The organism is Roseateles flavus, from assembly GCF_039872765.1.
Taxonomy (GTDB): Bacteria; Pseudomonadota; Gammaproteobacteria; order Burkholderiales; family Burkholderiaceae_C; genus Roseateles_B; species Roseateles_B flavus.
In genome coordinates, this window is record NZ_JBDPZC010000002.1 from 407,013 (window position 1) to 424,963 (window position 17,951).

The following is a 17,951-nucleotide window of genomic DNA, read 5'->3' on the forward strand; positions in this document are numbered from 1 at the left end:
CCGTCCGCCAGGGTGGCCGCCAGGGTGGCCGCCAGGGTGGCCGCCAGGAAGCGGGCGTAGTCGGCCGTCCAGCTCCAGCTGCCCCTTCAGCACCCGGCGCAAGACCAGGGTGGCCACCACGGGCTTGGCCAGGGAGGCGCCCTGGAAGACGCCCGGCGTGGCGGACCCGCCGCAGCCCTCGGCAGGCCCCGGATCGACCCGCTCGCCCCGCACAAGCCGGGGGGTCGACTGGACACAGGCGGCCGCAGCGGCCTCCGGCCCCGCGGGATCGACCGCAGCCGCGATGCCGGGTCAGGCCATGAGCAGCCCCGTCCCGCGGCGCAGGAGCCGGCGGCGATGGGCGCAGGGGCGCGCCCTGGCGGTTCGGCTCACTTCACGCTCAGGGCCAGCGCCGGCGCCGCCTGGACATAGCCGTCGTTGAGGAACAGCCCCAGCAGGTAGTCACCGGCGGGCAGGCCGCCCAGGGCCTGGCTGCCGGCCGGCGCGCTCACATAGTTCCACTTGAGCGAGGAGGTGCTGCCCGGCGTGTCGCCCTTGCGGTAGACGCCGATCCAGTGCTTGTCACCCGCCGGCAGGTTGACCCAGTTGAGCGTGACGCTCTCGCCCACCCGGCATTGCGGGGCGCTGGCGCCGAAGCGGGCGGCGGCGGGCAGGCCGGGAAGCGCCGGTGAAGGCTGGGCAAGAGCCTGTCCGCTGAGCACCGGATCGCTGAAGTCCAGTCCGGCACCTTCAAGGTGGCCCGCGAAGCGCCGCCAGAAGCGGGCATCGCCCTCGACCGTCAGCCCCAGGTCGTACCAGCCGCGGCTGTTGGACAGCGGCCGGCTGAACTCGCGTGACTGCGAGGGGGCGAGGTCCACGGTGAGCACGGCGGCATCGCCATAGGCCAAGTCCTTGAGCGTCAGGCGGATCGGCTGGCTGCCCGCATTGGACAGGCGCAGGCGCACGCCGGCGTTGGCGGGATCCTCTTCCAGGCTGAAGTCCGCCCGTGCCGTGCCGGCGCCCAGCGCGCCCGCGAACTCGCGCAGATAGCCGTTGGCACCCTGCACCCGCAGGTGGTAGGCCGGGCCGGACCAGTTCCACACCTCTGCGTCCACCCGCTTGCCGGCCTCCACGGTGTAGTGCCAGGGCCCGTCGCTGCGCAGTTGGGAATGGACGATGAAGCTGGCGCCCACGCTGCCGAGGTTGGCGAAGCTCAGGGCAAACTGGCGGGCATCGCCCTGCACGGCACCCGTCACCACGGAGCGATAGGGCAGCGGGCAGGCCGGCCGCGGCAAGCCCGACAGCACTTCCTGGGCCGGCAGCGGCTGCAGCGCGGGCGGCAGGGCCTCGCGCGTGCCCCAGCTGCGCGGATAGCTGGCGCTCAGGGGCACGCTGGCCGGCCAGCGCGCATCCGCGGTGCCCAGCTGCAGCGCGCTGAGGAGGTCACCGCACACGGCGCGGCGCCAGGGGCTGATGTGCGGGCATTGCACGCGCTCGCGCGGCAGGCCACGCCCCTGCACCAGCCACTCCTCAAGCAGGCGGATCAGCGAGGTGTGGTCCGCCAGCTGCGAATTCACGCGGCCTCCCTTGGTGAAGGGCGAGATCAGCAGCATGGGCACGCGAGGCCCCAGGCCGATGGGCTCGCTGCCGTAGGTCTCGCCGGCGGTGCTGACGGTGCTGCGACCCTGGACGCTGCTCAGGGGCGGCACGGGCGCGGGCATGTGGTCGAAGAAGCCGTCGTTCTCGTCGTAGGTCAGCACCAGCAGGGTCTTGGCCCAGACCTGGGGCTGGTCCACCAGCGCGGCCAGGAGGCGCGCCGTGAAGTGCTCGCCGGCATTGGGTGTCTGCTCCGGATGCTCGCAGTACTCGGTGGGCGCGCAGATCCAGGAGACCGCCGGCAGCCGCCCTTCCCGCGCATCCTTGGCAAAGGCGTCGATCAGGTACTGCCCGCTCGTGCTGCCCACGCCGCCCGGCCCCGAGCCCGCCGCCATGGCCCGCGCGCGCTGGTACAGGGGCGAGGCCGGGGTCAGCTTTGCGCCGCTGGCGTCCACGCGGTAGCGGCGGAAGTACTGGAGGTAGTTGTCGCCGTAGTTGTCCCACTCCTGGTAGACCTTCCAGCTCACGCCCAGGCCGTCCAGCTGCTCGGCGTAGCTGGGCCAGCTGATGCCGCTGGCGGCGCTGTTGTCATTGGCGATGTCGGCGTTGTAGATGCCGCCGGTGACGTTGTAGAGCCGCGAGTCGCCGATGCCCGTCACCACGCCGCCGCAGTGGCCGCTGAGGGCATAGAAGCGGTTGGGGTCGGTGGGCCCGAAGATCGAGCAGTGGTAGGCGTCGCAGACGGTGAAGGCGTCCGCCAGCGCGTAGTAGAAGGGCAGGTCCTGGCGGTTGAAGAAGCCCATGCAGCGCACGCCCTTCCTGGGCACCCAGGCGTTCCAGTCCTTCCAGGCGGCCTGGCTGCCCTTCCAGGAATGGTCCAGGCCCACGCGCAGCGCATTGGTGTTGCGCACGTCGAAGTGGTAGGGAGAGACGTCCGCCGTGCCATTGGGCTGTTGCCAGACGGGCTTGCCCGAGGGCAGCGGCACGGCGCGTGGGTCGCTGAAGCCGCGCACGCCGCCCAGGCTGCCGAAGTAATGGTCGAAGGAGCGGTTCTCCTGCATCAGGAAGACCACATGCTCGATGTCGCCCAGGCCGCCGCTGAGGCGCTGCGCCGGCACGGCCAGGGCGCGGGCGATGGTCTGGGCGAAGCCTGGCGCCGAGGACAGAGCCGCCGCGGCGCCCAGCAGCAGGCCGCGACGCGAGGGGTTCACGCCGGTCTCGCTGATGTCGGAAGGGTCGAGGGAATCGGGGGCCATGCTGTCTCCTGGCGGTCTGCTGCCGCAAAAAAGCAGGCAGTCTGTGCGGCGACTGCGGCCCGCCGATGAAGGCGGCACTGGCCCCTTCGGCCCATCGCGCCTGAATCGATCAGAGCAGGCGCGCCAGCAGGCCGCCCTGCGCCGGCAGACCCAGCGGCACCCAGACCCGCACCGGGTCGCCAGGCGCCACCTGCACGGGCTCGCCGTCCAGGTTCTGCATCTGGGTCAGCTCGACGATGCGGTTGCCGCTCGGGTGCAGCAGCTCGACACGGTCCCCCACGGCGAAGCGGTTCTTGGCCTGGACCTGCACCCAGCCGTCCTCGCGCACCCCGGTCACCTCGCCCACGAAATGGCTGCGGTGCAGCTCGCTGTGGCCGCTGATGTAGTTCTGGTAGTCCTGGGCCGGCCGGCGCTCCAGCAGGCCGCCGGTGTAGCCGCGGTTGGCCAGGCCTTCGAGCTCCAGCAGCAGCTCGGGATTGAAGGGCCGGCCGGCCACGGCGTCGTCGATGGCGCGGCGGTAGACCTGGGCCGTGCGGGCCACGTAGTAGAGGCTCTTGGTGCGGCCCTCGATCTTCAGCGAGTCCACGCCGATGCGCGCCAGGCGCTCGACATGCTCAACGGCGCGCAGGTCCTTGCTGTTCAGGATGTAGGTGCCGTGCTCGTCTTCCATGATGGGCATGAGCTCACCGGGACGGCCCTTCTCCTCGAGGAAGTAGACCTTGTCCGCCGCCGGGTGGCGCTGGCCGCCGCCGCAGGTGGAGAAGCTGCTCTCGGCCTCGGCCTGTGCCTCGGCGAAGTTGAAGTCGGCCTCGAGCTTGCCCACGGGGATGGCCTCGCCGGACGCCGAATCCTCGCTGGCCGCCGTCGTGCCGTACTCCCAGCGGCAGGCATTGGTGCAGGTGCCCTGGTTGGGGTCGCGGCGGTTGAAGTAGCCCGAGAGCAGGCAGCGGCCCGAGTAGGCGATGCACAGCGCACCGTGCACGAAGACCTCCAGCTCCATGTCCGGGCACTCGTTGCGGATGGCCTCGACCTCGTCCAGGCTCAGCTCGCGCGAAAGGATGATGCGCTCCACCCCGGCCTTCTGCCAGAACTTCACGGCGGCCCAGTTGGTGGTGTTGGCCTGCACGGAGAGGTGGACGGGCACCTTGGGGAAGAGGCCGCGCTCCATCTGGTCCAGCACCTGCATGATCAGGCCGGCGTCGGCCATGATCAGGGCGTCGGGCTTGAGCTCGACCACGGGCTGGATGTCCCGCAGGTAGGTGCGGACCTTGTCGTTGTGGGCGATCAGGTTGCTGGTGACGAAGAACTTCTTGCCGCGCTCGTGGGCCTCGGCAATGCCCTGGGCGATCTGCTCCAGGCGGAATTCGTTGTTGCGGGCACGCAGGGAATAGCGCGGCTGGCCGGCATAGACGGCGTCGGCGCCGAAATCGTAGGCGGCGCGCATCTTGGCCAGGGAACCGGCCGGGAGAAGGAGTTCGGGGGCTTTGAGGCTCATGGCGCTATTGTCCCAGCCCCGCCCCACGGGTTCACAGCCGGTCAATTTCTGTGTTGACAGAAATTACAGATGCTCTAGACTGCCAGCCATGGAACTCAGCAGCAGCGCACGTCGATTCATCGTCCACTGGGGAGAAATGGGCACCGCCTGGGGTGTCAACCGCACCGTGGCCCAGATCCACGCCCTGCTCTTCTTCCACGGCCGGCCGCTGAACGCCGAGGAGATCGCCGACACCCTCAACGTCGCCCGCTCCAACGTCAGCACCAGCCTCAAGGAGCTGCAGAACTGGCAGCTGATCCGGGTGACCCACCAGCTGGGCGACCGGCGCGACTTCTTCGAGACCTCGGTCGACGTCTGGGAGCTGTTCCGCACCATCGTTCGCGAGCGCAAGGAGCGCGAGTTCGACCCCACCGTGCGCGTGCTCAGCGAGATCGTGGCCGACCCGGCCTTCGTCAGCGAAAGCCCGGATGCCCAGGACCGCGTCCGCGAGGCGCTGCGCTTCATGGACACGCTGGGCTCCTGGTCCGAGGAAATGCTGCGCCTTTCGCCCAGCACGCTGGAGAAGGTGCTGAAGATGGGCGCCAGCGTGCAGAAGTTCGTGCGCGGCGAGAGCAAGCCGGGCGGCACCGCCTGAGGCGCCCCGGCGCCCCTTTTTTGTCTTTCAATTTCTGTCACTACCGAAATATCAGACAAATGAATACCACCGACACGCCTGAAGCGCTGTACCCGCTGACGATCTACTTCGATGGCTCCTGCCAGCTCTGCAGCGCCGAGATCCGCAACCTCCAGCTGCGGGACACCCACGGCCGCCTGAGCTTCGTGGACTGCAGCCCCGCGGACTTCGTCTCTCCCGTGCCCGGCGCGGACCGGGCGGCGCTGATGAACGTCATCCATGGCGTCGGCGCCGGGGGTCAGGTCTTGCGCGCGGTGGATCTGTTCGAGGCGGCCTACCGTGCCGTGGGCCTGCCCTGGGTGAGCCGGCTGCTGATCCATCCGCTGATCCGCCCGATCGCCGACCGGGCCTACCCCTGGGTGGTGCGCAACCGCTACCGCCTGCCGCGCTCGCTGATCCGGGGCCTGTTCGAGCGCGCGGCCCGGCGTGCTGCCCAGCGCGCCGCAGCGCAGCCCCGCTGCAGCGACGGCGCCTGCGAGCGGTCGCCTGAGGCTCGCTCATGAACGGCCCCGTGCGTCGCGTCCTGGTGTGCGGGGCCCGGGGCTTCATCGGCCGGCACATCGTGCAGGCTCTGCTGCAGGCGGGCTTCACGGTGCGGGCCGGCGTTCGCGCGAGCTCGACGGCCCCCCTGCCCGCGGGCGTCGAGCCCTGTTTCATGGACTTCAGCCGCGACACCCGCCCCGAGCCCTGGCATGCCCGCGTGGCCGACTGCGAGGCCGTGATCAACGCCGTGGGCGTGCTGCGCGAGCAGGCCGGGCAGTCCATGGACGCCATCCACCATGCCGTGCCCGCGGCGCTCTTCAGCGCCTGCGCCAACACGGGCGTGCGCCGGGTGCTGCAAGTCTCGGCCCTGATGCCGCCCGGCAGCCGCACCCGCTACGCCCAGAGCAAGCGCCAGGCCGAGGCCGCGCTGCTGGCGCTGCGTGCCGAAGGCCGGCTGGACGCCTGCGTGCTGCGCCCCAGCGTGGTCTTTGGCGAGGGCGGCGCCAGCACCGCCCTCTTCCAGCGCCTGGCCCGCCTGCCCTGGCTCCCCTGGCCCGCACAGGCGGTGAACCCGCGCATCCAGCCCATCCGGGTGGAGGACCTGGCCCAGGCCTGCGTCCGCCTGCTGGACGCGCCGGGGCCGCTGCCCGCCACGCTGGACCTGGTCGGCCCGGCGCGCTACACCCTGCCCGACTTCATCGCCGCGCTGCGGCAGAGGCACGGAGGCCGGCCCGCCCACTTGCTGGTGCTGCCGGCCGCCCTGGGCACCGCCTCCGCCCGCATGGGCGATCTCTGCCCGCGCCAGCCCTGGGGCAGCGAGACCCTGGCCCTGCTGGGCGCCGACAACATCGCGGACGCCGCGCCGCTGCAGGCGCTGCTGGGCCGGGTGCCGCGCTCGGTGCTCGAAGGAGCGCCCGCATGAATCCGAGCCACCGCCGCTGGGCCCGCGCCAGCCTCATCGCCCTGTGGCTGGGCACGGCCGTGGTCAGCCTGCTGGGCTGGCAGGGTGTCTCGCGCGAGCTGCTCACCGGCACGCTGCTGCCGCCGGCCTGGCACGGCGCGGCCATCGCCGCGGGCAGCGCGGCAGACGCCCTGCTGGGCCTCGCCCTGTGGCGCTGGGACCGGCCCTGGGTCTACCGCGCCTGCCTGGCCCTGGTCGGCCTGATGACGCTCGTCGCCACCGTGCTGCAGCCCGCGCTGTGGCTGCATCCCCTGGGCCCGCTGGGCAAGAACCTGCCCATTGCCGCCCTGCTCCTGATCCTGCAAGACCTGACCCCGCGCCATGAATGAGTACCTGATCCTCAAGACCCTGCACGTGATCTCCAGCGTGCTGCTGGCCGGCACGGGCTTCGGCTCGGCCTTCTACCTCTTCTTCGCCAACCGGACGGGCTCGCTGGAGACGCAGGCCGCCGTGTGCCGCATGGTCGTCAAGGCCGACACCTGGTTCACCACGCCCACCGTGATCGTGCAGCCGCTGACCGGGCTCTGGATGGTCCACCTGGCCGGCTGGCCGCTGGACACGCCCTGGCTGCTGGCGGCCCTCCTCCTGTTCGTCGTGGCCGGCGGCTGCTGGCTGCCCGTGGTGTGGCTGCAGCTGCGCATGCGGGACATGGCCGAGACCGCGCTGGCCCATGGCGAGCCCCTCCCGGCGCGCTACTGGCGCTATGCGCGCTGGTGGGAGGGCCTGGGCTACCCGGCCTTCGCGGCCATGCCTCTCATCTTCTGGCTGATGGTGGCCAAGCCGCAATGGAGCTTCTGAAGCGCGAGCAAAGCGGCAATTTCGCCACTCTTCGGCTTGTTCGCCACACGGCGCAGGGCTATGGTCAGGCCATGGTGCGCCCTGCACGCTGACAAGATCACCCCATGAGCCTGCTGGACCTGGACCAACTGCTGCGCTACTGGACCGCCGAGCAGTGGCAAGCCAATGTGCTGATGCTGCTGCACCTGATGGGCGCGATGCTGCTGGGGCTGATCCTCGGCTACGAGCGCGCCTTTCACGGCCGGGCCGCGGGCATGCGCACCTACGCGCTGGTGTGCATGGCCTCGACGGGCGTGGTCATCCTGCTGGCCTACCCGCAGCAGTGGTTCGGTGGCCATGTGGCGGGCGGCGCGGCCCCGCTGATCGCCGACCCCACCCGCGTGATCCAGGGCGTGGTCACCGGCATCGGTTTCCTGTGTGCCGGCGTGATCATGCGCGAGGGCATGAACATCTCCGGGCTGACCACCGCGGCCTCGCTGTGGTCGGCCTCGGCCATCGGCATCCTGCTGGGCATGGGCTTCTACTTCGCGGCCATCTCGCTCACGCTGCTGTGCGCCAGTCTGATGATGTGGGGCGCCAAGCTGGAGTCCGCCCTGCCCTCGCACCCGGCCATCTCGGTGATGATGCGCGGCGTGGACGGCCGGCACTTCAGCCAGTCCGAGCTGGCCGCCTTCACCGAGCAGCTGGGCTACCGCTTCGCGCCCGGCTCGCTGAGCATCGAGCGCATGGGCAAGCACGAGGAATGGCGCTTCGTGTGCACAGCCAAGCGCAACTACCGGGGCGAGACGCTCACCCGCTTCTCCAGCCGCCTGGGCGAGCTGCCCGGGGTGAGCGAGTACCGCGTGACCCACGCGCGGAACTGAGCCGCTGCAGAGGACTCAGGCAGCAAAAAGGGCACCGCGGCGCCCTTTCCTCCTGCTCAGTCGTAGATCGACTTCTCCGGCCGCCGCGCCAGCACCGCGATGGGCGGCGCCCAGCGCTCGCCGCGCGGCTTCTTGCTGGTCACGAGAGTGATCTCCGAGGGCTCGAAGACCTCCACGTTGTGCGTGATCGGCGTGGTCAGCAGGTACTGGGCCCGCGTGGAGCGCAGGAAGTGCCCGACCAGCTGGATGTTGCGCACGTCCAGGTGGGCGAAGGGCTCGTCGATGAAGACGAAGCCACCGGGGCTGTCGTCGTCCTTCATCAGGCCCACCAGCAGGATCAGGCTCTTGAGCACCTGCTGGCCGCCCGAGGCCTCGCCGTCGTTCAGGCCGACCTCGCCCTTGCCATCGAAGTTGAAGCGCACGTGCAGGCCGGCCTGGGCCAGCACGAGGTCGTCGTTGTCCAGGTGCGGCAGCTCGGCCTGGGCGATCACGCCGGCCAGCTCGCCCAGCTCCTGCACGTTCTTCTTGTAGCGGCGCACGGTGGCGCGCAGCACGTCGATGTAGCGCTCGCGGGCATTGAAGGCGGCGATGCGGGCCATCTCGTTGCTGGCGCGGCGGTCCTCCAGCTGCGTGGTCTGCTCCAGCACGGAGAGGTGCATGCGGGTGTGGCGGTCGGCCACGGCCGGGTCGGTCTCCCAGGTGCCCGCGTTGAGGCCGGTGTCCAGCTCCTGCTGCACATGGCGCATGGCGATCTCGGCCTGCTTGGCGTTCTCGAACTCGTCCCGCAGCGCGGCCACGCGGGCCGGCTGGGTCCAGCTGGACGGGAACTTGGCTCGCGCCTCGCGCGAGGCCTTCGCTGCGGCCTTGAGCTCGCGCAGCCGGCCTTCCTGGTCACGCTGGCCACGCAGCACGTTCTCCTCGCTGGCCTTGAGCGAGCCTTGCGCGGACTCGTAGTCGCGCTCGCTGCGCGTGACCTGGGCCAGGGCGCGGTCGTGCGCCTGGTCGAGCTGTGCCATGCGGGTCGCGGCCTCGACGCGGGCCTGGCGCAGCGCCGGCATGCGGGCGCGGCATTCGGCGAATTCGTCGGAACGCTCCGACAGCTCCAGCGCCGCCTTGTGGCCCTGGGCCGCGCGCTGCGCATCCTTGAGCTGGCGTTCGACCTCGGCCTGCTCCTTGGCAATGCGGGTCAGCTCGCCGTCGTAGCGGGCCAGCTCGCGCTCCAGGGACTGGCGGCGCGAATCCAGGGCGGAGACGCCGAACTGGTACTCGCGCGGCTCCACCCACAGGCTGCGGCCGCCGCGGCCGTCGCGGTAGTAGGCGTCGGGCGTGATCCATTCGCCGCCCGCGTCGCGGCCGGCCTCGGTGTCCTTGACGCAGCGGATGCCGCCCAGCTGACGGATCAGCCAGCCCGGCAGCTTCGCGCTGACCTTCAGCGCCGAGAGCAGGCTGTCCTTGGGCACCACGGAGGGCACATGCTCGCTGTCGCCCACCACGTAATGGCGGTAGCGCTCCTTGGCGGCCAGGGCGAAGGCGCGGGACTCGTCGCCCGAGCGCTCCAGCACCACCACCCAGCGCGAGGGGCGCAGAAAGCCCTCGGCCGCGGCGCGCCAGGCCTCGTCGGCGATGTCGATGCAGTCGGCCAGCACATGGTGGCCGATGTCGGCGTCGTCCAGCGCCTTGCGGAAGCGCGTGACCTCGGGCGGTGGCGGCGGCAGGCGCTGGCCCTGCAGCGCGTCCATCGCGGCCTGGGCCTTGCGGGCCTGGTCATTGGTGCGGGTGTAGCTCTCGCGCAGGGCGTGCTGGCGGTTGCCCAGGTCTTCCAGGCGGGCGGTCAGCTCCTTGGCATCGGCCTCGACGGCGGACAGGGCCTTGAGCTCCTCCTCCCGCTTGGCCAGCAGCTCGGCGGGACGCTCGGCCTCGCGGGCGGCGTCGAAGGCGGCGCGGGCCTCCTTGCGCTGGCGCTCGAGGTCCTGCAGCTCGGCCTTGGCGTTCTCGTGCTTCTCGAACAGCGCATGCAGCTCGGCGCGCTTGGCGGCCATATTGCGCTGATCGCCCGAGGCGAACAGGCGCTGGCGGTGCAGCTCGCGCAGGGCCTGGGCCGTGCGCAGCCGCCCTTCCGACCACTGCAGCACCGGCACCACCTCGGTGGCCAGGCGCTCGCGCTCCTTCAGCCGCAGCTGGTACTGCTGGTAGCTGTTGACGCGGTTGGCGAGGTCCGAGAGCTGGGCCTGGGTGTGGGAGAGCTCATGTGCCGCCTGCTCCACTTCCTTGCTCAGCTGCTGCTGGTGGCTGCGGGCCTGGTCGTAGCGGTCCAGCACCTCCTGGTCGCCGAAGACCTCGAACACAAGGCGCAGCAGCTCCTTGGGGCTCAGCTCGCACAGGCGGTCGGTCTGGCCCTGCTCCAGGGCCAGCACGCGGCCGATGGCGCGGGTCAGGCCGGCGGCCTCCAGGCGCTTCTTCCAGGCCTCGATGCCCAGCCAGTCCTTCTCGGCGCGCTCGGCCAGGGCCTCGATCTCATGGACGCCGTCGACCAGCAGGTAGCGGCGCTGCCAGTCCCCGCCGTGGCGCTCGATGCGGCAGGCCAGCGTCACCTGGTCGGCATACAGCAGCGAGCTGGCGAAGGGCCGGCTGCTGTTCTGGCGGCCGCGCGGGCGGTTGTCCACCAGGGCGCGCAGCCAGGCGGTCTCGGCGTTGGCGTGACGGGCGTAGGTCTTGTAGGTGCGGCCGCCCGAGCACTCCAGGCCCAGCAGGGTGCGCATGGCATCCAGCAGCGTGGTCTTGCCCGAGCCGTTGGGGCCGGCGATGGTGATGATGTTGCCGTCCAGCGGCATGGAGACGCGGCGGCAGTAGTCCCAGTGCAGCAGTTCCAGCGATTGCAGGTGAAACATCAGTGCGTCTCCGGCGCGTCGCCCGCTTGCGTCGGGGCGGCGTCGTTCATGTCTTGTTCAGCCTCGGGCTCAGGCTCAGCCTCGGGCTCGTTGCGCTTGGCGATGATGGCGTTGATCGCCGGGCCGGCCAGCGGGTCGGTGGCGCGGGCCAGCACATCGGCCAGAGCGCCGTCCAGCACGCGCGGGGCCAGCACGTCGTAGTCCAGCAGCAGGTCCAGCAGCGGGCCTTCGGCGATGTCCTCGGCGCGGCGGGTGATGAAGCCGTTGCGCTCCAGCAGCTTGAGGTTGGCGTCCAGGCGCATCTTCTTGCCCAGCTGGTTGCCGAAGTCGGCCAGCAGGCTGCGGTAGGACAGCGTGGGCGACACGCTCGACGCCAGCGGCAGCGGCTTGTCCGTGGCGAACATCTCGCCCTGCCCTTCGGCCTGCGCCTCGGTGCGGGCGATCTGGCGCTGGCGCTTGGGCAGGATGATCAGGGACCACAGCACCACCAGCAGGGCCACGCCGTCGCGCGGCAGGTCCAGGTTGTTGTTGGAGGCCAGCCCCGTCTCGCCGAACACGGCCACCTCGGCCGGGCGCAACATGGCCACGGTGATGTGGTCGGCGTAGAGGTTCTCGACCAGCTTCAGGCCCACGGCGGCCAGGCGGTCGTTGAGCGCGGCCCACAGCTCGGTGTCGATCAGGGCGCGGCGCACCAGCGGGTGGCTGCGGGGCAGCCAGCGGCGGGCGATCAGTTGCGCGGCCAGGTGGGCCGCGTCGTCCAGGGTGTTGCTCATGATTCGGATGCGGGGCCGGGGGCGGCGTCGGGTTCGGGTGCGGGGGTGGAGGCCAGCTCGGGCGGCAGCATCACCTGCCCCGCCCCGTCCACCGGCAGCAGATGGCCACGGCTCATCCACTTGACGAATTCGTCCTCGACCTCGCCCTGCTCGACGGACCAGCGCACGCGCCAGGGCTGGCGGGCCATGTCGCCGGTCGCGCCCTGCAGATGCTGGGCCTGGGGGTCACCGAGCAAAGGCAGCAGCTGGGCGCGGTAGGCCGCGCGGGCATAGCTGCCGCCCAGCACGGCGGGGGTCAGGTCTTGCGCGCCACGGCCCTCGGACTGCCACAGGCCCAGCAGGGTCTGCATGCCGGCGAGGTCTTCGGGCAGGCTCATCACGGCCAGCTGGCCTTCGGGCGCGACAAGGCCGGCCGGCAGCGGCTCGGGGGTAGGCGGCTTAGGGCGGTCGCGCTCGAATTCGGCCTCGCAGGTGTCCAGCAGCTCATGCTGGGCCACCATCACCGGCAGCACGGGGCGGGAGAGCGCACCCAGGCTGAGGTTCTCCAGGAAGGGCACGTTCTGCAGCCAGCGCCGCACGTCCGTGGTGGTGATGCCGGTGGAGCCCAGGGTCACGCGCTGGCGGTCCACCTGCTGCAGCGCGCGGTTGAACTGGCTGGCCATGGCTAGCAGGCGGGCCTGGGCCAGGCCCAGCTCGCGGGCCAGGCGCTCCAGGCGCGCGTTGCCGTCCGCCTGGGCCTGCTCGATGATGGCCGAAAGCGCCTCGCTGGCCCGCTCCACCAGGCCGAGCGCCCGCTCGAAACGCTGGCGGGCGCGGCGCAGATGGAACTCGGAGCCGCTCGCGATGGCGTCGGCGAATTCGTCGTAGAGCCGCGCCAGCTGGGCCTGCAGGTGGTGCAGCTGGGCCGGGTCCAGCGTGCCGAGCTGATGGGCACCGGCCACGTTGGCCAACAGCGCGGCGAGGTCAGCATCCTGCTCGCCCGCCACGGTCAGCGGCGAGAGCAGGCCCACCAGCTGCTGGGCCAGGGGCGTGATGGTGTACTGCTGGTTGGAGCCGTCCCAGGCGAGCAGCTGGGCCTCGCGCAGGCGCTTGAGCACCAGCTCCAGGGCCTCGTCGCGCAGGGCGTGGAAGTGGCGGTTGAGGGTGTCGCGCGGCAGGCGGGACTCCGGCAGCGCCATCAGCTCCATGAAGACCCACAAGCGCAGGCGCACCAGTGCCGCAGGCCCGTGGAACAGGGCCCGCATGGCCTGGATCAGGGGCTCGTTGCGCTCCAGCTGCCACCACAGCAGGGCCTCGCCGGGCACGGCGCCCTCGCGGAAGTAGTCCTCGAAGCGGGGCGCCTCGGTGGCGTCATCAAAGCGCTCGGCCGCGGCGTCCTGCTCGGGCAGGGCCACGGCGCGGGTCTGGGAATCGGTCATCGCGCGGATTATCCCTGTCCAGCCCCTGGGATCAGCCCGCCAGCACGCGGGCGACCTTCTGCAGGCCCTCGACCGGCTTGCCCTTGCGCGCGCGCTTGCCGGCGTAGCCCGCCAGGCCGGCGCCCTTGAGCAGCTCCTCCTTGGGCTTGCCGCCGCGGCCCGAGCCCAGCACCTGCAGGGTCTGGGTGAAGGCGGCCACGCTCAGCAGCAGGTCCTTGCCCTCCAGCTCCATGAGGGTCAGGCCGCGGCCGCCCTTGGGCTGGTGCTTGAGTTCGTCCAGCGCATAGGTCAGCAGACGGCCGCCCAGCGAGAGGCAGGCCAGCTGCACCCCCAGCACCTCGCCACCCGGCACGGGGCTGGGCGGCAGCGGCTTTTCCTCGCCTTCGAGGCTCAGGAAGGTCTTGCCGGCCTTCTGGCGGCTGATCAGGTCACCCACTTGCGCGATGAGGCCAAAGCCGCCCGTATTGGCCAGCACCAGGCGCTGCGCCGTGGCGGCGGCCCAGTAGTGGACGATCTGCGTGCCGCTCTCCAGCTCGATCAGCGTGGTGATGGGCTGGCCGTCGCCGCGACCGCCCGGCAGGACCGAAACGGGCACCGAGTACACGCGGCCATTGCTGCCGAAGACGATCAGGGGATCGACGCTGCGGCAGGGGAAGGTGCCGTAGAGCTGGTCGCCCGACTTGAAGGACAGCGCGGCCGGGTCGACCTCATGCCCCTTCAGCGCCCGCACCCAGCCCTTCATGGAGACGACCACCGTGACCGGCTCGTCCACCACCTTGATCTCGGCCACGGCCTTCTTCTCTTCCTGGATCAGGGTGCGGCGCTCGTCGCCGTAGGTCTTGGCGTCGCCCTCGATCTCCTTGACCACGGTGCGCTTGAGCACGCTGGGGTTGTCCAGGATGTCCTGCAGCTTGTTCTGCTCCTCGCGCAGGGCCTTGAGCTCCTGCTCGATCTTGATGGCCTCGAGCCGCGCCAGCTGGCGCAGCCGGATTTCGAGGATGTCCTCGGCCTGGCGGTCGGACAGCTTGAAGCGTTCGATCAGCGCGGCCTTGGGCTCGTCGCTGTTGCGGATGATGCGGATCACCTCGTCGATGTTCAGCAGCACCAGCTGGCGGCCTTCCAGCACGTGGATGCGGTCCAGCACCTTGTCCAGGCGGTGCTGGGTTCGGCGCTCGACCGTGGCCATGCGGTAGCCCAGCCATTCGGTGAGGATCTGGCGCAGGCTCTTCTGCGTGGGCCGGCCGTCGGCGCCGATCATGGTCATGTTGATCGAGGCGCTGGTCTCCAGGCTGGTGTGGGCCAGCAGCTGGGTGATGAGCTCCTGCTGCTCCACCGTGCGGCTCTTGGGCTCGAACACCAGGCGCACCGGCGCGTCCTTGCTGGACTCATCGCGCACGCCGTCCAGCACGGCCAGGATGGAGGCCTTGAGCTGCTGCTGGTCCGCCGTCAGGGCCTTCTTGCCGGCCTTGATCTTGGGGTTGGTCAGCTCCTCGATCTCCTCCAGCACCTTCTGCGAGGAGGTGCCATGCGGCAGCTCGGTGACCACCAGCTGCCACTGCCCGCGGGCCAGGTCCTCGATCTTCCAGCGGGCGCGCAGCTTCAGCGAACCGCGGCCGCTGCGGTAGGCGGCCTGGATGTCCTCGGGCGAGGAGATCAGCTGGCCGCCGCCGGGATAGTCCGGGCCCGGCAGGTGGCTGAACAGCTCCTCGTCGCTGAGCTTCTCGTTCTTCAGCAGGGCCACGGCCGCGGCCGCCACCTCGCGCAGGTTGTGGCTGGGCACTTCCGTCGCCAGGCCCACGGCAATGCCGGACGCGCCGTTGAGCAGCACGAAGGGCAGGCGCGCGGGCAGCTGGCGGGGCTCCTGGGTGGAACCGTCGTAGTTGGGCACGAAGTCCACCGTGCCTTCGTCGATCTCGTCCAGCAGCAGGCGGGTGATGGGCGCCAGGCGGGCTTCCGTGTACCGCATGGCCGCCGCGCCGTCGCCGTCACGGCTGCCGAAGTTGCCCTGGCCGTCGATCAGCGGGTAGCGCTGGCTGAAGTCCTGGGCCATGCGCACCAGGGCGTCGTAGGCGGCCTGGTCGCCGTGCGGGTGGAAACGGCCCAGCACGTCACCGACCACGCGGGCGCTCTTCACCGCCTTGGGGCCGCTGGCCGTGGTGAAGGACAGGCCCATGCGCTCCATCGAATACAGGATGCGGCGCTGCACCGGCTTCTGGCCGTCGCACACGTCCGGCAGCGCGCGGCCCTTGACCACGGAGAGCGCGTACTCGAGGTAGGCGCGCTCGGCATAGTGGGCCAGGGTCAGGCTGTTGCCGTCGTCGCTGCCCCCGCCGCCGGGGGCGGGCTGGGGAGCCGATTGCGGGTCGTCGAAATCGAAGGAGTTCTGGTTCATCGTCATGGGGAATGGCGCCTTGCCTGCGGGCCTGATGCGGGCCTACTGCTGGGAGACCGGCGCGCTGTGGAATTGCATGCCCTGCAGCTGCTGGCTCTGGCTGCGCTGCAGCAGCGCCCAGTAGAGCTCCAGCACCATCTGCACATGGGCCTGGGTTTCGTCGATGGGAGGCATGCGCCCCCCGGCCTTGCGGACCGCCGACTCGCCGGCGTTCCAGGCGGCCAGGGCCGCGTCGATGCGGCCGTAGCGCTTGATCAGGTCGGCCAGCATGCGGGCGCCGATCAGCACGTTGCTGCGCGGCTCGCGCAGGCGCTGCTCGACGGGCTGGCGGGATTCTGCCGCGGTGGCGTACTGTTCGGCCGCAAGGGCGGTGATCTGCATGAGGCCGGTGGCGCCGCGCGGGGACACCACGTCGGCCTTGAAGCCGCTCTCCACCGCGATCATGGCCTTGAGCAGCTCCGTGTCCACGCCGGTCTGCTGCGAGGCCTCGCGCAGATAGGGCTGCACGGCCTTGACCTCGGGCGCGAACTCCAGCCAGGTCAGCAGGGAGCGGCCGTGGTCGGTCTTGCCCGGCACCCGCTGCGGGCGCGCGCCCAGGCTCATCACGGGCTGGTAGCGCTCGTCCAGGCGCTGGGCCGCGAAGTGCGCGACGCCCGTCTTGTCCACATAGGCCCACAGCTCCGCCTGCGCAGCCGTGGCCAGCATCAGGAGCACGAAGGCCGACAGCCACTTCACGCGGATTCCTCGTTCATGGCGCGGCGGGCCTGGTACTCGCGGTCCAGCATGGACATCACGATCAGGCTGTCATAGCCGTCCGCGCCCTCGATGCTGACCCGCACGCTTTCGCGCAGCCGGCCCTCCTCGACGAAGCCCTCGCTGAGGTAGAGCGCCTGGGCGCGCGTGTTGAGGCCTTTGACGTCCAGCCAGAAGCGGTGCGCATGCAGCTGCTGGAAGGCCAGCTGCTTCAGCAGGCGCACGCATGCGCGGCCCACGCCCTGGCCCTTGGGCTGCAGCACCAGGCGCTTGAGTTCCACCGAACGGTTGGGGTTGCGGCAGCCCTGGAGGATCACGTAGCCGGCCGGCTGGGCCTGGGTTTGCAGGTCCTGACCCCATTCCACGATGAAGTGGCGCGAGTCCGGGAAGCGGATCGCGCCCTCGTGCTGGGTGCGCTCCCAGGGCGTGATGAAGGGCAGGTTGGCCCCGTCCTGCTCGACCGAGACGACGTAGTCCAGGTCCGAGAGCATGGTGGGGCGCAGGTGCACGCGCGGCAGGCCGTTCATGGTGTTCAGACCCCGGGCTGGCCCTGGGCCGTCGATTCGAAGCCGGCCAGCACGGCTTGCACATTGCGGCCGATGGCGGCGGTGGCATAGCCGCCCTCCTGCAGGAACAGCGTGGGCAGCTGCAGCGAGGCCAGGCTCTGGCCCATGCGGCGGAACTCGGGCTCGTCCAGCTGGAAATGCGAGATGGGGTCGCCGCCGTAGGTGTCCACGCCCAGCGAGACGATCAGCAGCTCCGGCGCATAGGCATTGAGCTGCACGAGGGCCTTCTCGAAGGCCTCGAACCACTGCTCGTTGCTGGCGCCGGCGGGCAGCGGCCAGTTGGCGTTGAAGCCCTCGCCCGCGCCCGCGCCGCGCTCGTCGGCATGGCCCAGGAAGAAGGGGTACTCGGTCTGCGGATCGCCGTGGATGCTGAGGAAGAAGACGTCGGCGCGCTCGTAGAAGATGGCCTGCGTGCCGTTGCCGTGGTGGTAGTCCACGTCGAGGATGGCCACGCGCTTCCTGCCCGCATCGCGCGCGGCCTGGGCGGTGACGGCGGCGTTGTTGATGAAGCAGTAGCCGCCGAAGAAGTCGGCACCCGCATGGTGGCCGGGCGGGCGGGTCAGGCAGTAGGCCGAGCGTTCGCCGGCCAGTACCAGGTCCAGCGCCGTGAGGCTGGCCTGGGCGCCCCAGTAGGCGGCGGACCAGGTGCCGGCGGTCAACGGGGAGCCGCTGTCCATCGAGTACAAGCCCATGCGGGCCGCGAAGCTCCGCGGCTCCACATCGCTGCGCAGGCTGCGGATGGGCCACACGGCCGGGAAGGCATCGCCCTGCCCGCCCAGCGCCTGCCACTCGGCGTAGGCGCCCTCGATGAAGCGCAGATAGCGTGGCGCATGCACCCGCTCCAGCGGTGCTCGGCCGTGGTCGACCACGGGCACGAAGGGCCCGAGATCGCTGGCCTGCAAGGCCTGCAGCACGTAATCGGCACGGGCCGGGATCTCGAAGGCATCCACCAGCTGGCCGCGGAAGAATTCCTTCTGCGCGGCATGCTCGGCGTGGCGCTCGTTGTAGACGATCTTCATGGGGATCCCCGAAATGGCTGGAACGGCAGAGGGTCAGG

At 70.7% G+C, this 17,951-nt stretch carries 15 protein-coding genes; 6 read left to right on the plus strand and 9 right to left on the minus strand.

The features are described from left to right. Positions 1-368: 368 nt before the first annotated feature. Both ABDJ40_RS07510 and trhP read right to left on the minus strand, forming a co-directional pair. On the minus strand, positions 369-2,831 hold the full coding sequence (locus ABDJ40_RS07510) for a phosphocholine-specific phospholipase C (RefSeq protein WP_347608271.1): 2,463 nt from the start codon (positions 2,829-2,831) through the stop codon (positions 369-371). Between the two features lie 109 nt (positions 2,832-2,940). Next, on the minus strand, positions 2,941-4,326 hold the full coding sequence (gene trhP, locus ABDJ40_RS07515) for a prephenate-dependent tRNA uridine(34) hydroxylase TrhP (RefSeq protein WP_347608274.1): 1,386 nt from the start codon (positions 4,324-4,326) through the stop codon (positions 2,941-2,943). An 88-nt stretch (positions 4,327-4,414) separates the two neighbouring features. Here trhP and ABDJ40_RS07520 point away from each other — a divergent pair, with 88 nt between their 5' ends. The 6 genes from ABDJ40_RS07520 (at position 4,415) to ABDJ40_RS07545 (ending at position 8,104) form a co-directional block, all read left to right on the plus strand. Next, a complete protein-coding gene (locus tag ABDJ40_RS07520; protein WP_347608277.1) occupies positions 4,415-4,960 on the plus strand; it encodes a GbsR/MarR family transcriptional regulator in 546 nt (181 codons plus the stop codon). Positions 4,961-5,019: 59 nt separating this feature from the next. After that, positions 5,020-5,502, plus strand: a complete 483-nt coding sequence (locus tag ABDJ40_RS07525; protein WP_347608280.1) for a thiol-disulfide oxidoreductase DCC family protein — start codon at positions 5,020-5,022, stop codon at positions 5,500-5,502. Then, on the plus strand, positions 5,499-6,404 hold the full coding sequence (locus ABDJ40_RS07530) for an NAD-dependent epimerase/dehydratase family protein (RefSeq protein ID WP_347608283.1): 906 nt from the start codon (positions 5,499-5,501) through the stop codon (positions 6,402-6,404). Before ABDJ40_RS07525 ends, ABDJ40_RS07530 begins: the two co-directional genes overlap by 4 nt. Continuing rightward, the gene (locus ABDJ40_RS07535) at positions 6,401-6,772 is read left to right on the plus strand and encodes a DoxX-like family protein (protein ID WP_347608286.1); all 372 of its coding nucleotides are present in this window, start codon (positions 6,401-6,403) and stop codon (positions 6,770-6,772) included. Before ABDJ40_RS07530 ends, ABDJ40_RS07535 begins: the two co-directional genes overlap by 4 nt. Beyond that, positions 6,765-7,241 (plus strand): DUF2269 family protein, encoded by a 477-nt coding sequence (locus ABDJ40_RS07540; RefSeq protein WP_347608289.1) that lies wholly within the window; start codon positions 6,765-6,767, stop codon positions 7,239-7,241. Before ABDJ40_RS07535 ends, ABDJ40_RS07540 begins: the two co-directional genes overlap by 8 nt. 104 nt (positions 7,242-7,345) lie before the next feature. Further along, a complete protein-coding gene (locus tag ABDJ40_RS07545; RefSeq protein WP_347608292.1) occupies positions 7,346-8,104 on the plus strand; it encodes an MgtC/SapB family protein in 759 nt (252 codons plus the stop codon). A 56-nt stretch (positions 8,105-8,160) separates the two neighbouring features. Here the strand turns inward: ABDJ40_RS07545 and ABDJ40_RS07550 are convergent, their stop codons facing one another. Genes ABDJ40_RS07550 through ABDJ40_RS07580 form a run of 7 tightly spaced genes read right to left on the minus strand, consistent with a single transcriptional unit; the run spans position 8,161 to position 17,913 of the window. Continuing rightward, a complete protein-coding gene (locus tag ABDJ40_RS07550) occupies positions 8,161-10,992 on the minus strand; it encodes an ATP-binding protein (RefSeq protein WP_347608295.1) in 2,832 nt (943 codons plus the stop codon). Next, complete coding sequence (locus ABDJ40_RS07555) at positions 10,992-11,765, minus strand: hypothetical protein (protein ID WP_347608298.1); 774 nt, start codon at positions 11,763-11,765, stop codon at positions 10,992-10,994. The genes ABDJ40_RS07550 and ABDJ40_RS07555 overlap by 1 nt, the downstream gene beginning before the upstream one ends. Continuing rightward, positions 11,762-13,183, minus strand: coding sequence for a hypothetical protein (locus ABDJ40_RS07560; protein ID WP_347608301.1), 1,422 nt, complete (start codon positions 13,181-13,183; stop codon positions 11,762-11,764). The genes ABDJ40_RS07555 and ABDJ40_RS07560 overlap by 4 nt, the downstream gene beginning before the upstream one ends. Before the next feature lie 31 nt (positions 13,184-13,214). Then, entirely contained in the window at positions 13,215-15,581 is a 2,367-nt protein-coding gene (parC, locus tag ABDJ40_RS07565; RefSeq protein WP_347608304.1) for a DNA topoisomerase IV subunit A, read from the minus strand. A 36-nt stretch (positions 15,582-15,617) separates the two neighbouring features. Then, the gene (locus ABDJ40_RS07570) at positions 15,618-16,310 is read right to left on the minus strand and encodes a lytic transglycosylase domain-containing protein (RefSeq protein WP_347608307.1); all 693 of its coding nucleotides are present in this window, start codon (positions 16,308-16,310) and stop codon (positions 15,618-15,620) included. Further along, entirely contained in the window at positions 16,307-16,855 is a 549-nt protein-coding gene (locus ABDJ40_RS07575) for a GNAT family N-acetyltransferase (RefSeq protein WP_269633663.1), read from the minus strand. Before ABDJ40_RS07575 ends, ABDJ40_RS07570 begins: the two co-directional genes overlap by 4 nt. 5 nt (positions 16,856-16,860) lie before the next feature. Next, positions 16,861-17,913 (minus strand): histone deacetylase family protein, encoded by a 1,053-nt coding sequence (locus ABDJ40_RS07580; RefSeq protein ID WP_347608311.1) that lies wholly within the window; start codon positions 17,911-17,913, stop codon positions 16,861-16,863. Between the last annotated feature and the right edge of the window lie 38 nt (positions 17,914-17,951).

Excerpts from the sequence above, each read along its gene's own strand:
- ABDJ40_RS07555 (WP_347608298.1), bottom strand. The coding sequence starts at position 11,765 with ATGAGCAACACCCTGGACGACGCGGCCCACCTGGCCGCGCAACTGATC.
- ABDJ40_RS07545 (WP_347608292.1), top strand. The coding sequence starts at position 7,346 with ATGAGCCTGCTGGACCTGGACCAACTGCTGCGCTACTGGACCGCCGAG.
- ABDJ40_RS07525 (WP_347608280.1), top strand. The coding sequence starts at position 5,020 with ATGAATACCACCGACACGCCTGAAGCGCTGTACCCGCTGACGATCTAC.
- ABDJ40_RS07530 (WP_347608283.1), top strand. The coding sequence starts at position 5,499 with ATGAACGGCCCCGTGCGTCGCGTCCTGGTGTGCGGGGCCCGGGGCTTC.
- ABDJ40_RS07575 (WP_269633663.1), bottom strand. The coding sequence starts at position 16,855 with ATGAACGGCCTGCCGCGCGTGCACCTGCGCCCCACCATGCTCTCGGAC.
- ABDJ40_RS07550 (WP_347608295.1), bottom strand. The coding sequence starts at position 10,992 with ATGTTTCACCTGCAATCGCTGGAACTGCTGCACTGGGACTACTGCCGC.
- trhP (WP_347608274.1), bottom strand. The coding sequence starts at position 4,326 with ATGAGCCTCAAAGCCCCCGAACTCCTTCTCCCGGCCGGTTCCCTGGCC.
- ABDJ40_RS07535 (WP_347608286.1), top strand. The coding sequence starts at position 6,401 with ATGAATCCGAGCCACCGCCGCTGGGCCCGCGCCAGCCTCATCGCCCTG.
- ABDJ40_RS07560 (WP_347608301.1), bottom strand. The coding sequence starts at position 13,183 with ATGACCGATTCCCAGACCCGCGCCGTGGCCCTGCCCGAGCAGGACGCC.
- ABDJ40_RS07540 (WP_347608289.1), top strand. The coding sequence starts at position 6,765 with ATGAATGAGTACCTGATCCTCAAGACCCTGCACGTGATCTCCAGCGTG.
- ABDJ40_RS07580 (WP_347608311.1), bottom strand. The coding sequence starts at position 17,913 with ATGAAGATCGTCTACAACGAGCGCCACGCCGAGCATGCCGCGCAGAAG.
- parC (WP_347608304.1), bottom strand. The coding sequence starts at position 15,581 with ATGACGATGAACCAGAACTCCTTCGATTTCGACGACCCGCAATCGGCT.
- ABDJ40_RS07520 (WP_347608277.1), top strand. The coding sequence starts at position 4,415 with ATGGAACTCAGCAGCAGCGCACGTCGATTCATCGTCCACTGGGGAGAA.
- ABDJ40_RS07510 (WP_347608271.1), bottom strand. The coding sequence starts at position 2,831 with ATGGCCCCCGATTCCCTCGACCCTTCCGACATCAGCGAGACCGGCGTG.